At 72.9% G+C, this 12,517-nt stretch carries 14 protein-coding genes and 2 tRNA genes; 8 read left to right on the top strand and 8 right to left on the bottom strand.

From position 1 onward, the window contains the following. Positions 1 to 124: 124 nt before the first annotated feature. Positions 125 to 652, bottom strand: a complete 528-nt coding sequence (locus OG990_RS20895; RefSeq protein ID WP_406076894.1) for a PadR family transcriptional regulator — start codon at positions 650 to 652, stop codon at positions 125 to 127. Positions 653 to 714: 62 nt separating this feature from the next. On the opposite strand from OG990_RS20895, the gene OG990_RS20890 reads away from it, so the two are divergent. Next, positions 715 to 1,467 (top strand): alpha/beta fold hydrolase, encoded by a 753-nt coding sequence (locus OG990_RS20890; RefSeq protein WP_406076893.1) that lies wholly within the window; start codon positions 715 to 717, stop codon positions 1,465 to 1,467. A gap of 34 nt (positions 1,468 to 1,501) precedes the next feature. Here the strand turns inward: OG990_RS20890 and OG990_RS20885 are convergent, their stop codons facing one another. Beyond that, entirely contained in the window at positions 1,502 to 1,912 is a 411-nt protein-coding gene (locus OG990_RS20885; RefSeq protein ID WP_406076892.1) for a GNAT family N-acetyltransferase, read from the bottom strand. Between the two features lie 182 nt (positions 1,913 to 2,094). Here OG990_RS20885 and OG990_RS20880 point away from each other — a divergent pair, with 182 nt between their 5' ends. Further along, positions 2,095 to 2,676: a TetR/AcrR family transcriptional regulator gene (locus OG990_RS20880; RefSeq protein WP_406076891.1), complete on the top strand. Its 582-nt coding sequence runs from the start codon at positions 2,095 to 2,097 to the stop codon at positions 2,674 to 2,676. Positions 2,677 to 2,718: 42 nt separating this feature from the next. On the opposite strand, the gene OG990_RS20875 is transcribed toward OG990_RS20880, so the two are convergent. Continuing rightward, positions 2,719 to 3,699, bottom strand: coding sequence for a DUF5937 family protein (locus OG990_RS20875; protein WP_406076890.1), 981 nt, complete (start codon positions 3,697 to 3,699; stop codon positions 2,719 to 2,721). Positions 3,700 to 3,769: 70 nt separating this feature from the next. Here OG990_RS20875 and OG990_RS20870 point away from each other — a divergent pair, with 70 nt between their 5' ends. Further along, the gene (locus tag OG990_RS20870) at positions 3,770 to 4,585 is read left to right on the top strand and encodes an isocitrate lyase/phosphoenolpyruvate mutase family protein (RefSeq protein WP_406076889.1); all 816 of its coding nucleotides are present in this window, start codon (positions 3,770 to 3,772) and stop codon (positions 4,583 to 4,585) included. Positions 4,586 to 4,693: 108 nt separating this feature from the next. Here the strand turns inward: OG990_RS20870 and OG990_RS20865 are convergent, their stop codons facing one another. Beyond that, positions 4,694 to 4,963: a DUF6458 family protein gene (locus OG990_RS20865; protein WP_386989230.1), complete on the bottom strand. Its 270-nt coding sequence runs from the start codon at positions 4,961 to 4,963 to the stop codon at positions 4,694 to 4,696. Positions 4,964 to 5,110: 147 nt separating this feature from the next. On the opposite strand from OG990_RS20865, the gene OG990_RS20860 reads away from it, so the two are divergent. Further along, a tRNA-Gly gene (locus OG990_RS20860) sits at positions 5,111 to 5,183 on the top strand. A 46-nt stretch (positions 5,184 to 5,229) separates the two neighbouring features. Next, a tRNA-Val gene (locus tag OG990_RS20855) sits at positions 5,230 to 5,304 on the top strand. Positions 5,305 to 5,339: 35 nt separating this feature from the next. Here OG990_RS20855 and OG990_RS20850 read toward each other — a convergent pair. After that, positions 5,340 to 5,852: a nitroreductase/quinone reductase family protein gene (locus OG990_RS20850; protein WP_406076888.1), complete on the bottom strand. Its 513-nt coding sequence runs from the start codon at positions 5,850 to 5,852 to the stop codon at positions 5,340 to 5,342. 174 nt (positions 5,853 to 6,026) lie between these two features. Here OG990_RS20850 and OG990_RS20845 point away from each other — a divergent pair, with 174 nt between their 5' ends. After that, complete coding sequence (locus tag OG990_RS20845; RefSeq protein ID WP_406076887.1) at positions 6,027 to 6,680, top strand: TOPRIM nucleotidyl transferase/hydrolase domain-containing protein; 654 nt, start codon at positions 6,027 to 6,029, stop codon at positions 6,678 to 6,680. 102 nt (positions 6,681 to 6,782) lie between these two features. Then, positions 6,783 to 7,778: an NAD-dependent epimerase/dehydratase family protein gene (locus OG990_RS20840; RefSeq protein WP_406076885.1), complete on the top strand. Its 996-nt coding sequence runs from the start codon at positions 6,783 to 6,785 to the stop codon at positions 7,776 to 7,778. A gap of 42 nt (positions 7,779 to 7,820) precedes the next feature. Here OG990_RS20840 and OG990_RS20835 read toward each other — a convergent pair whose 3' ends face one another. After that, positions 7,821 to 8,795: an Acg family FMN-binding oxidoreductase gene (locus OG990_RS20835; protein ID WP_386989218.1), complete on the bottom strand. Its 975-nt coding sequence runs from the start codon at positions 8,793 to 8,795 to the stop codon at positions 7,821 to 7,823. A 226-nt stretch (positions 8,796 to 9,021) separates the two neighbouring features. Here OG990_RS20835 and OG990_RS20830 point away from each other — a divergent pair, with 226 nt between their 5' ends. Next, positions 9,022 to 9,660 carry a response regulator transcription factor gene (locus OG990_RS20830; protein ID WP_328425112.1) on the top strand — a complete coding sequence of 213 codons (639 nt, stop codon included), beginning with the start codon at positions 9,022 to 9,024 and terminating at the stop codon, positions 9,658 to 9,660. 15 nt (positions 9,661 to 9,675) lie between these two features. On the opposite strand, the gene OG990_RS20825 is transcribed toward OG990_RS20830, so the two are convergent. Continuing rightward, positions 9,676 to 11,409 (bottom strand): GAF domain-containing protein, encoded by a 1,734-nt coding sequence (locus OG990_RS20825; protein WP_406076882.1) that lies wholly within the window; start codon positions 11,407 to 11,409, stop codon positions 9,676 to 9,678. A 40-nt stretch (positions 11,410 to 11,449) separates the two neighbouring features. Next, positions 11,450 to 12,445, bottom strand: a complete 996-nt coding sequence (locus OG990_RS20820; RefSeq protein ID WP_406076880.1) for an Acg family FMN-binding oxidoreductase — start codon at positions 12,443 to 12,445, stop codon at positions 11,450 to 11,452. Positions 12,446 to 12,517 lie beyond the last annotated feature (72 nt).

Here is a 12,517-nt window from a genome sequence, read left to right as displayed (position 1 = left end):
GGTGGTCGAGCGCCAGAACCGAGCCGAGGACGAGGCAGCCAGGATCGGTGGACCGATCCTGGTGTGTGACACCGATGCCCGGGCCAAAGCCTTTCTGTATGTGCCCCCGCTTGGCCGCACGACCTCATCGCGTGAGTGATGTCAGCAGCTCCCGCAGCCAGGCGATCTCGGTGCGGCTGGTGGTGGTGGCGATGCGGAACAGCCCTTGGCGGAAGGGGTCGTCGGGGAAGTCGGCGGCACGCAGTGGTCGGTCACCGTCCCAGAAGAAGCTCGCCGGCTGGGTGAGGAAGTCGAGCCGACGCTGCAGGACGGCGGCCTGGCCGGCCGGGTCGTCGAGATGGCGCAGGAAGGCCAGCAGTGTGAACCAGCGGTTCTCGTCGCTGATGAACAGTTCGTCGGGGGTGCGGAGCTGACGTCTCAGCTCCGCCTCCCCGGCTGGGCTGAGGATGAGCACGTGCCGTGGTGCCGCCACCTGGCCGGCCTGCACATCGCGACGGAGAAAGCCCGCACGCTCCATCCGCTTGATCGTCGGGTACAGCGTCCCGTCCGCGATCGGTCGGACGTGGCCGGTGAGTGCGGCCACGCGCCGGCGCAGCTCGTACCCGTGCAGCGGGGCGTCGGCCAGGAAGCCCAGTATCGCGAACTCCAACATCGTGTTAGCTTACCTCCGCAACGGTATACCTCGAAGCCGAGGTATTAATCAGGAGGTACGTGATGCGCGGCGCCCAGGTGCGACCAGATGGCACGACGATCCGCTGGGTGGAGCTGCCCGGCGCCGAACCCACCCGGGTCTACCTGCACGGTCTGGGCGCCTCCTCGCCGGTTTACTACGCAGGAGTGGCCACCAACCCCACACTCGCCGGACGGCGCAGCCTGATGATGGATCTGCTCGGGCACGGCATCAGCGACCGGCCGGCCGACGCCTCGTACACGTTGGAGGAGCACGCCGATCTGCTCGCCACGGCGCTGACCGCGGCCGGCGTCAGCGGCGCGGAGGTGATCGCCCACAGCATGGGCGGCGCCGTCGCCATCGTCCTGGCCGCGCGCCATCCGCACCTCGTCGCCGCACTGGTCCTGGTCGACGCCACCCTCGACCCGCAGCCTCCGGGCGTCGGCATTCAGGCCCGCTACACCGAGGAGCAGTTCGTCCGCGGCGATGGTCGAGCCGAGACGCTCGACCGCGTGGGCCCGGCCTGGGCGGCGACCATGCGGCTCACCGGTGCGGAAGCGCTCTACCGCACCGCGGCGCACCTTGGCGCCGGCACCACCCCCACCATCCGTGACCTGCTGCTCGACCTGCCTGTGCCGCGTACCTACCTCCACCCGGCCGACAGCGAACCGATCGGTGCGCGTGCCCTCAGCGACGCCGGCGTGCGGGTGGTCGCCGTGCCGGACGCCGGCCACAACATCATGTTGGACAACCCCGACGGCTTCGTCGCGGCCACCGCCGCGGCACTGCTGGCGTAGGGCAGGCGGTCGACCCGTACCCGGACGGCTCGGCTCAGAACGTCAGCAGCCGGAAGGTGCCCACGGTGCGGAAGCCGAGGCGGCGGTAGACGGGCTCACCGACGGGAGTCGAGGTGAGAGCGGCCGTGCGGACGCCCCGCTCGCCGGCCAGGTCGAGCGCGGCCCTGGTCATTGCCGCGCCGATGCCCCGCCGGCGCCGCTCGGGCTGAGTGCCGACGAAGTACAGCGTGAGCAGGCCGTGGCTGAGCCAGGCGACGGCCGTCCCGACGATCCGGTCGTCGAGGCGGCCGGCCAGCCTGAGCACGGTGCCGTCGCCGGAGAACGCCTTCTCCCGGTCGATCGCCGCCGCCACGCCCTCCGCCGGGATTCCGGACACCCGGGCATACGCCGGGACGAACGTGTCCAGGTCGGTGCTCTCGCTGATGTGCAGCCCGAGGGACTCCACGAGTCGGATCGTAACGCGGGCCTCTGGGCAGTATGTGGAACGAACGTACAAGTAATGATCGGCGCTGAGAGGTGTGGCTGGCTGTGGTTTCGGCAATCTGCCGGACGGAATGCGGTCCCACCGGGCTCGCCGTGATGCACGATACTTTGGCGTACGTTCCAGATATTCGCTAGTGTGAGTGCATGGCCCGTACTCGTGAGTTCGACCTCGACGCCGCGGTGGACGCGGCCATGCAGGTGTTCCGGAGCAAGGGCTACGAGGGCACCTCGATCCGTGACCTCGCGGAGGCGACCGGCCTGGGCAGCGGCTCGATCTACGCCGCGTTCGGCAGCAAGGACGGTCTGTACCTGGCCGCGCTCGACCTCTACCGGCAGCGCTACGCCGCCCCGCTGGTCGAGATGCTGCGCGCGGGCAACGACGCCCGCGAGGTCGTCCGTGCGATGTTCGTCGACCTGGTGGACGACGTCGCCGGCGACGGTCAGCGTCTCGCCTGCCTGATCGTCGGGGCATCGATGGAACGGGCCCACCACGACCTGCGGGTCGCCGAGCGACTCCGCTCGACCACCCAGTCCGTGGAGTTGGCGCTCTACGACCTGCTCGCCGAGGGGCAGCTGCGGGGTCAGATCCCGGCCGACCGCAGCGCCAGCGATCTGGCCGCCTTCCTGGTGACCAGCCTCCAGGGCCTGCGGGTGATGGGTGCCATCAACCCGGACCGAGCGGCCCTGATGCGCTCCGCCGAGGTCGCGCTCAGCTGCCTGAGCTGACCGTCCGCAGTGGGCTGACCGGCACCGCCGCGCGGCGATGGTCTACCCGGTCGCGGAGAGCAGTGCCTCGGCGAGGTCGGTGCGGGCGCTGAGCAGTGTCCGGCCCCGCCGGTGCGTCACCACCAGGCCGGCCGCGCGCAACGCGGTGAGGTGTTGGGAGACCCCGCCGGGCGACATCCCGGCGCGTCGGGCCAGCTCGGTGGTGCTCGCCGGCCCGGTCAGCTCGGTGAGCAGCCGGGCCCGCCCGCGACCGATCACGGCGGCCAGCGCGTCCGGTACGCCGTTCGGGCGCTCCCACAGTGTGCCGAGCCCGCGTGCCGGGTAGGCGAGTTGCGGCGCGCCCCCGGCGGAGACACTCAGCACGGACGGCCAGACGAAGACCGACGGGACCAGCACCAGCCCCGGCCCGTCCGGGACGTCCGGGGCCAGGCAGTGCCGCTGCGCGATGAGCAGGGTGTCGTCCTCCCACCGGACCTGCCGATGCAGGTCGTTGAGGAGCACGGCCGCGCCGTCCTCGGCCAGCAGGCGGGCGCGGGCGGTGACGTCGGCGTCGAGCAGCAGCCGTAGCCGTGGCCAGTGCGGGGCCAGGGCGATCCGCCAGTACGCCTCGATCTCCTCGGTCAGCCGCCGCAGCCCGGCTGGCGGGTCGGCGTACAGGGCGGCGAGCGCCGGGCTTCGGTCGCCCGGGTACAGGTCCAGGTGCGTGCGGACGGAGTCGGCCGGGGTGGCGCGCAGGGCGGCCAGTTCGACGGCCAGGTCCGGGATGAGACCGGCGGACGGAGGGGTGAGGAAGTCGGCCAGGTACCCGGGCGGGGCCGGCACCAGCTGCCAGAGCAGCCCGCCGTCCGGGCCGGCCAATCCGGCCTCGACCAGCGGTGGACGGACTCGACGTACCCAGGGCAGGTGGACGGCGTGGTCCCCGGGGTCGCGCAGCACCCGGACGCTCGCGACGACCTCCCACAGGCAGGAGACGGCGAACCGGATGCGGGCGACGGCGCCCGCCGACAGGCCGATGGCGACCACGGCACCCCCGTTGGATTCAGCTGGGACTGAAACATTACTGCGGCGGTCGGGGCGGGCCGAGACTTGCCGGGTGAGCGAACACCACACCCGAGCAGAACTGTTCCGATCCCTGCACACCCCCGGATCGCCGCTGGTCCTCGTCAACGCCTGGGATGCCGCGAGCGCCCGGATCGTGGCGGCCGCCGGCGCCCGCGCGGTGGCCACCACCAGCGCCGGCGTCTCCTGGAGCCTGGGCGCCCCGGACGGCGACGTCCTCGGTCGCGACGCGGCCGTCGACCTGGTCGGCCGGGTCGCCGCCGCGGTGCCGCTGCCGGTTACCGCGGACATCGAGTCCGGGTACGGGGCGACGCCGGCGGAGGTCGGTACGACCATCCGCGCGGTGCTGGACGCCGGTGCCGTCGGCGTGAACATCGAGGACGCCCGACGCGAGGCCGGTCCGCCGTTGCGCGACGTGCCCGACCAGTGCGCCCGGATCGGCGCGGTGCGGGCCGCCGCCGACGCGGCGGGGCTGCCGCTCTACGTCAACGCCCGGATCGACACGTTCCTCAGCGGCACCGGCGGCCTGGACGAGACCGTGGCCCGGGCCACCGCCTATCTCGCGGCCGGCGCGGACGGCATCTTCGTGCCCGGGGTGGTCGATCCGGTGACCATCCGCGCGCTGGTGCAGGCGGTGCCGGCGCCGCTGAACGTGCTCGCCGGGCCGGGTGCGCCGGCGGTGGGGGAGCTGGCCCGCCTGGGGGTGGCCCGGGTGAGCCTCGGCTCGTCGGTCGCGGAGGCCGCGTACGCGGTTGCCCGCCGGGCGGCGGACGAGGCGCTCGGCGCGGGCACGTACGACGCGCTGGCGGACGCCCTCGACTACGGCACGCTCAACGCGTTGATGCGCTGAACGGGGAGGGCGGGGCCATTGCCGACGACGGGCCGGTCACCTCGGTCGAGGTGACCGGCCCGTCGTCGCGTGATCTGCCGGCTCCACCGGCGATGGGCAGGGGTCGGATCACAGCGGCGGGGCGATGTCCCGCCGCTCCTCGACCCGGCGGTACTCCACTGGCTCCTCGACCCGTCGGTACTCGACCGGCTGCTCGCTGGTGGTGACCACCGCACGGCGGCGGCCCCAGATCAGCGTGGTCATGATCAGGCCGAGCACACCGGCCGCCATGAGGATCCAGCCGACCACGTCGAGGTCGATGCCGCCGACGTTCGCGTCCAGGGCGAAGGTGAGGATCGCGCCGAGCGCGATGAGGAAGATGCTGGTGCCGATACCCACGACAGCCTCCTTAGGGGGTGTGGTGCGCTGTCGAGGTCCTTCAGTACCCCCTCACCAACCAGCGCAATCACCAGGCCGCAGGGTGCCGCGCCCAGCGATCTTGGCGTCGGGTAGAGTTCACCCGTCGCCGGCACTTGCCGGAGACGTGCGGACGTAGCGCAGCTGGTAGCGCATCACCTTGCCAAGGTGAGGGTCGCGGGTTCGAATCCCGTCGTCCGCTCGCGATCCGCCCCGCGATCCTGATTGTCGGGTCGGGCGATCACCACGGGCGATTGGCGCAGTGGGAGCGCGCTTCCTTGACACGGAAGAGGTCACTGGTTCAAACCCAGTATCGCCCACCAGATTCATCCGTAGTGATGCTGAGCTGCGGCGGCGCTCATTCCCCCTTTTCCCTGAGGGTGCGCGCTGGTGTGGTCGCGGCTTCTATGCGGAACACGGGATAGCGCGCCGCTATCGCCTCGAAAGCCGTCAGGGGTGCGCCGCGGTCCACGGGCAGGTGTGGTCGAGCCCCCGGCACCTTCTGCAGGTACCGCTTGAGGATCGGGGCACGCTCTTCGACGGGTACCTCGACCAGTTGGCGGGGCCGGGCGCGGCCGCGTCGGATGGTGACCCGGCCGTCCGCCGCCCGGACGTTGCGGACCCAGTTGCAGTCGTTGCCCAGCATCGAGACCAGGTACCAGACGCCGTTCCGGTCGGCCATGCCGAGCGGGAACCGGGTGATCCGCCCGGTGCGACGGCCCGGCACCTCAAGGGTGACCCAACGTCGGGGCAGCAGGCCGGCACCCTGTACGACCGCCCAGAACCGGGCGAACCGGCGGGCCGTCGAGTTGCCGCGCCCTCCGGTGTACATGGCCCGGAGTTCGTCATCGGCATATGGCCAGCGTGCCATCGGGTCCTCCCAGTGCGCGGCTCGTGCGGCGTCGTCTTCCTTCTTCAAAGGTTGCCGATGTCAGACCTGAGATACAGAGTCCAAAGTCCACATCCGGTTCGAGAACGTCATCCGCGACGCGGCCCGCCGACAATCCGGTGGCGGTCCGGATCGGTCGTTGCGAGACTCTGACCTGTGCGAGAGCCGGACCGTTTCCGAGCCGCCGTCGGCGCCTGGGCGGCTGGCGGCACGGATGCCGCGGCGGCCGCCACGGCGGCCCGTGAGTTGGCCCGCGACGGCCTGGCCACGGTCGTGCTCGTCGAGGGGGTCAGCGACCAGTGCGCGGTGGAGGCGCTGGCCGCACGGCGCGACCGTGACCTGGCCGACGAGGGCGTGTGTGTGGTGCCGATCGGGGGCGCCATGAGCGTCGGTCGGTTCCTGCGGCTCTTCGGTGCACAGGGGCTCGCCCTGACGGTGCGAGGGCTCTGTGACGAGGCCGAGGAGACCTACTTCCGGCGCGGGCTCGAACAGGCCGGCCTGGGCAGTGGCCTGACCCGGTCGGCGATGGAGGCGCTCGGCTTCTACGTGTGCGTCGCCGACCTCGAGGACGAGCTGATCCGCGCGCTCGGCAGCACCGGCGTCGAGCAGGTCCTCGCGGCGGAGAAGGACCTGGCCAGGTTCCGGGTCTTCCAGAACCAGCCCGCGCAGCGCGAGCGGTCGGTCGAGCGGCAACTGCGCCGCTTCATGGGCACCATGAGCGGTCGCAAGGCCCGGTACGCCCGCGCGCTCGTCCGCGCCCTCGACCCGGCCTGCGTACCCCGACCGTTGGACCACCTTCTCGCCGGCTAGTCCCACCGACCTGCCGCGTCAGCCAGCGGTTCTGCCAGCGGCAGATCCGCTACCGGTGAACATGGGTGTCACCCGCTCTGGCCAGCGGGCAGGGTGGACCGCATGAGACTGCTGGTGCTGGGTGGGACGGGTTTCGTGGGTGGAGCGACGGTGGCCGACGCGGTTCGCCGGGGCTGGTCGGTGACGGTGTTCAACCGGGGGATGCACGGCACGGTCCCGCCCGGCGTCCAGCGGTTGCGGGGTGACCGGACGCAGCCGGACGGCCTGGCGGCGCTGGCGGGCGGCGAATGGGACCTGGTGGTCGACACCTGGGACGGCGCCCCCCGGGCGGTGCGGGACGCGGCTCGCGCGCTGGTCGGCGCGGTCCCGCACTACGCCTACATCTCCAGCGGCTCGGTCTACGCCCAGCCGGTGCCGGCGCAGGTCGGCGAGGAGGCGCCCACTGTGGGCACGGCCGCCGCCGACGCCACCGGGGGAGACTACGCGGAGTGCAAGGCGGGCGGGGAGCTGGCTGCGACGGAGGTCTACGGCGAGCGGGCGCTGCTGGTGCGCGCGGGGTTGATCCTTGGGCCGGGGGAGGACATCGGCCGGCTGCCGTGGTGGCTGCAGCGGGTGGCCCGCGGCGGTGACGTGCTCGCGCCCGGCCCTCGGGATCTGCCCGTGCAGTACATCGACGTGCGCGACCTGGCCGCGTGGACGCTGGACCGCGCCGCCGAGCGGGTCGGCGGTGCCTTCAACGTGATCAGCCCCCCGGGGCACACCACGATGGGCGAGCTGCTCGACACGGTCGTCGCGGTGACCGGCTCCGGCGCCCGGCTGCACTGGACCGACCCCGCGCCGATCCTGGCCGCTGGCGTGGTCCCCTGGAACGACCTGCCCATCTGGGTTCCGGAGGGTCACGAGTTCCGGTGGATGCAGGAGCGCGGCGTGCAGAAGGCGTACGCGGCGGGGCTGACCTGCCGACCGGTGGCCGACACCGTCGCCGACACCTGGCGCTGGCTGCGTGCGGTGGGGTCGGTGCCACCGCGCGCCGGCCGGCCGGCCCGGGAGCCGGTGGGGCTGGATCCCGCCCGGGAGGCGGAGCTGCTCACCGCCTGACCGGGCGTCCGCCGTCGACGGGGTGCGGCTGGTGATCCCGGCTCAGGCCGGCACCACCGGCAGGTCCAGCACCTCGTCGATGCTGCGACGCGGGGTCGGTCGGCCGGGCTGGCCGTACCCGATCCGCAGCACCATCTGCGGTGTGCCGAACCGGCCCAGCGACAGCCGCAGTTGCTCCCGCGCGCCGGGCACCTCGATCGGCTGGGAGAGCATCGACACGCTGAGCCCGGCGTCGGTGGCGGTGAGCAGCACCCGTTGCAGGGCCTGCCCGGCGATGACCTGGTCCACCGCGGTGTTGCCCACCGAGCCGAGCACCGCCACCAGCGGCTCCGGCTCGAAGTCCCGCCCCGGGGCCCGGTCGAGCCCGCCGAAGGCGCGCGCCGGCAGCACGTCCTGCGGCTCGCTCTGCGGGCCGCCGGACGAGGAGGGCACGCCGTCCGGTGCGGGCTCCCGGCGTAGCCACTGCTCGCGCTCCGCCCGGTAGGCCGGGTCTCGCTCCAGCACCCGGTGCGCGCTTCGGGCGATCTCGCCGAACGCGGAGACCGCGCTCACCCCGATCAGCATCTCCAGCCAGCACTGCTCGGTGCGGGCCGCCTCGCCGAGCCGCCAACGGGCGTCGGCCGGAACCGGGTTCGGCCAGAACGGCAGCCGGTTGCTGAACCGGCGGGGGATGGCGGCGTACAGGCTCTGCTCGGCGGGGGTGGGCGGGCGCGGGGTGTCCGGCACCAGCCGGGCCAGCAGGTTCGGCTCGGCCGGGTCAGGGCGCAGTCGCACCTGGGCCGGGATGCCGGCGACGGCCAGCGCGATCCGCAGGTTGAACAGCGCGGCGCCGCAGCCGACCCGCACTCCCCACCCGCTCGGGTCGGTCGCCGGCAGCCGGCGGGCCGGGTCGGCCAGCACCTCGATCCCGCCGTCGCGCAGCCGCAACCGCCACGGCTGGGTGTTGTGCAGAGAGGGTGCCCGTACCGCGTCCACGGCGGCGGCCCGCAGCTGTGCGGGGGTGTAGCCGATGTCCATGGCAGGTGCTCCTTTCCCGGTGCCAGCGGCCGATGGTGCCGCGACGCATCCCTACCGTCCGCCCGTCGGGTGAGCGGCGTGCAGGGCCGGACGTCCCGATCCGTCGGGCCCGACCGGCCCCCAGCCCGGGTCCGACCGTCGCGCTGGCCCGACCTTGCCGGTGGAACCGGTGTGATCGGGACCTTCGGCCCGTGCACCCGACGCGGGACCCGGGTAGAAACGAGGAATGATCCGCGTGTTCCTCCTCGACGACCACGAGGTCGTCCGCCGTGGCCTGGCCGACCTCCTGCAGAGCAGCGGCGACATCGAGGTGGTCGGCGAGTCCGGCTCCGCGCAGGAGGCGGCCCGCCGCATTCCGGCGTTGCGGCCGGACGTGGCGATCCTCGACGCACGGCTGCCCGACGGCAACGGCATCGACGTGTGCCGCGACGTGCGCGCCGTCGACTCGTCCATCAAGGGCCTGATCCTCACCTCGTACGAGGACGACGAGGCGCTGTTCGCGGCGATCATGGCTGGCGCCGCCGGGTACGTGCTCAAGCAGATCCGCGGCACCGACCTGGTCGACGCCGTGCGTCGGGTGGCGGCCGGGCAGTCGCTGCTCGATCCGGCGATCACGACCCGGGTGCTGGAGCGCATCCGCAACGGCGTCGAGCAGCCGCGCGAGTTGAAGTCGCTCACCGAGCAGGAGCGACGGATCCTGGAGTACGTGGCGGAGGGGATGACCAACCGGGAGATCGCCGGGAAGATGTTCCTGGCCGAGAAGACGGTGAAGAACTACGTCTCCAGCGTGCTGGCCAAGCTGGGCCTGGAGCGCCGCACCCAGGCCGCCGTCCTGGCCACCCGCCTGCTCGGCAAGACCCCCTGACCCGACCCGCGCCGGTCAGTCGCGCAGCGGCACGGACCAGCTCACCTCGGTGCCGTGCGGCTCGACTGGGCTGATCGTGAAGGTGCCGGCGTGACGTTCGGCGCGTTCGCGGAGGTTGACCAGCCCGCCCCTGGCGGCGCTCGGATCGCAGCCCACGCCGTCGTCGGTGACCGTCACGGTGACATGGCCGGCGTCGACGCGTACGGCCACGGCGACCTGGTTGGCCTGCGCGTGGCGGACCGCGTTGGACAGCGCTTCGCGCAGCACGGCGGTGAGGTCCGGGCGGATCGCGTCCGGGACGGCGCTGTCCACCGGCCCGGTCAGCTCCAGGTGGGGCTTGTGGCCCAGCGACTCGGCGGCCAGTTCGATCGCCTCGCGGATCTCGGTGCGCAGCGCCGCGGTCATGGGCGTGCGCAGCTCGAAGATGGTTCGGCGGATGTCCCGGATGGTGGCGTCCAGGTCGTCGACCGCCGCGTTGATCCGTTTGGCCACCTCCGGGCGGGTCATCATCGGCGCGGCGCTCTGTAGTTGCAGGCCGGTGGCGAAGAGCCGCTGGATCACGACGTCGTGCAGGTCGCGGGCGATCCGCTCGCGGTCCTCCAGGACCACCAGCAGCTCCCGCTCCTCCTGGCCGCGGGCCCGCTCCATGGCCAGCGCGGCCTGCCCGGCAAAGCTGCCCAGCAGGGCCACGTCGTCCTCGCTGGTGCCGCCGCCGCGTTCCGGCCGGTGCGCCACGACCAGCACACCGTGCAGGGTCTCGGCGGTGGCCAGTGGTGAGATCACCGCCGGGCCGGTGTGCAGCAGCGCGGGCCACGGTGCGGCGTGCGCGAGATCGTCCACCTGGTCGTGGCGGCCCTCGGCCACCGCAGCGCCGAAGCTGGTGTCGGCGAACGGCAGGACCGTGCCGACCAGCGCCCGGGCCTGCTCGTCGGCGCCGTCGACCACCTCCACGGTGAACTGCGTGCTGTCGGTGTCGTAGAGCAGCACCAGCGACAGCTCCGCCTCGGCGACCTCCCGGGCACGGCGGGCGACCAGCGCCAGCGCGTCGGTGCGACGCACCTCGCCGAGCAGCACCGAGGTGATCTCCGCGGTCGCGGCCAGCCAGCGTTCCCGCCGGTGGGCCAGGGCGTACAGGCGGGCGTTCTCGATGGCCACGCCGGCCGCGGCGGCGAGCGCGACCACGATCTCCTCGTCGTCCTCGGTGAACTGCGTGCCGCCCTGCTTCTCGGCCAGGTAGAGATTGCCGAACACCTGGTCCCGGATGCGCACCGGCACGCCCAGGAAGCTGTGCATCGGCGGGTGGTTGGCCGGGAAGCCGTAGGAGCGGGGGTGCTGGGTGATGTCCGGCATCCGCAGTGGCCGGGGGTCGTCGATCAGCAGGCCGAGGACGCCCCGCCCGTGTGGCAGGTCGCCGATCTGGGCGTGCACCTCGGGGGAGATGCCGTGCACGATGAAGTCGTGCAGCAGCCGGTCCGGGCCGACCACGCCCAGCGCGCCGTACCGGGCGCCGGCCAGCTCGCAGGCCGCCTGCACGATGCGTTGCAGGGTGCTGCGCAGGTCCAGGTTGGTGCCGATGGCGACCACCGCGTCGAGCAGGGCGCGCAGCCGCTCCCGGCTGGTGACGACCTCGCCGACCCGGTCCAGCATCTCCTGGAGCAACTCGTCGAGGCGGACCCGCGGCAGCGGGCTCAGCCCGAGCGACGGGGTCACATGGGCTTCCTGACGAGGCTGCGGAGCGCTGTTGGTCATCGAGCGATGGTATCGCCGATGATCGCCGTGGCCAGAACCGTCAACCCCGCTCGCCGCGCACCGCGGTGGTGTCGATCACCTGCTCGGTGGTCAGCCGCGGGGTGTGCGGCGGGCCCGCGTGCGTCGGGTCCGCGATCCCCAATCGCAGCACGAGGTACGGGAAGCCGAGCCCGGCGAGCAGGTGCCGGAGGCTCTGCCGGGTGCCCTCCACCTCCACCACCGAGCTGAGGGGCACCAGCGAGACGCCGAGCCGGGTGGCGGTCAGCCAGGCGGCGGAGAGCGCCTCGCCAGCGCGCAGCCAGCTGTCCGGTTCGTCCTCGTCGCCGTAGAGCATCCCGTACACGGCGGCCCGGTCGTGGCCGGGGCCGATCGGCAGGCCGCCGGGGTGGCCGAAGTCGCGGGCCGGCACGGTGGTCTGCGGAGGCTGCTCGGGCAGCACCTCCGGTGGCAGCCCGGTGCCGGTGCCGGCCCTGCTGGTCCAGTACTCCAGCTCGGCGCGCAGCTGCGGATCCTCGGCCTCGACCGTGTCGGCGTGCCCGGCCGCGGCGGCCAGCTCGAGCACCTGGTCGCCGTCGAGGATCTGCAACCGGCCGCCCTCGGTGGTGACCGCCCGGGTGATCTCCCCGATCGCGGCGGTTGGCACCGGCTCGTCGCTGACCGGCCTCCGGTCGGTGTGCCGGATCTGCATGCACTGCACCATCCGCATGGCGTCCGGGTAGGCCGTCACGCGGGTGAGGGTGGTCAGCCGGGCCAGCAGCTCGCGGTCGCCCGGGTCGGGCATTCGCTCCACCACGGCGCGCCACCCCTCGGCGGCCAGCGCCAGGCGGGCGTGGTGCAGGGCGGCGCCGCAACTGATCGCGAGCAGCCGGCCCTCCGGGTCGGTGGCGGTGAGCTGCCGGTCGGCGACGGTGCGCAGCTCCAATGCGTCAGGCAGCACCCGCCAGCGCCACGGCTGGGTGTTGTGCACCGAGGGGGCGTGGCCAGCGGTCGCGGCGGCCTCCGCCAGCGCGGTGGTCAGCTTGCTCTCCTGACTCATGGTCACGACCTTTCCATCTCTGCCCATCGTGCCTCACGGCGCGGTGCTGTGCGTGTCGTTGCCGCTCCATCC

It is taken from the genome of Micromonospora sp. NBC_00858, assembly GCF_045207365.1.
In the GTDB taxonomy this organism is placed as follows: Bacteria; Actinomycetota; Actinomycetes; order Mycobacteriales; family Micromonosporaceae; genus Micromonospora.
Note: the sequence above shows the minus strand (reverse complement) of the source record. Positions and strands in the feature narration are given on the sequence as shown.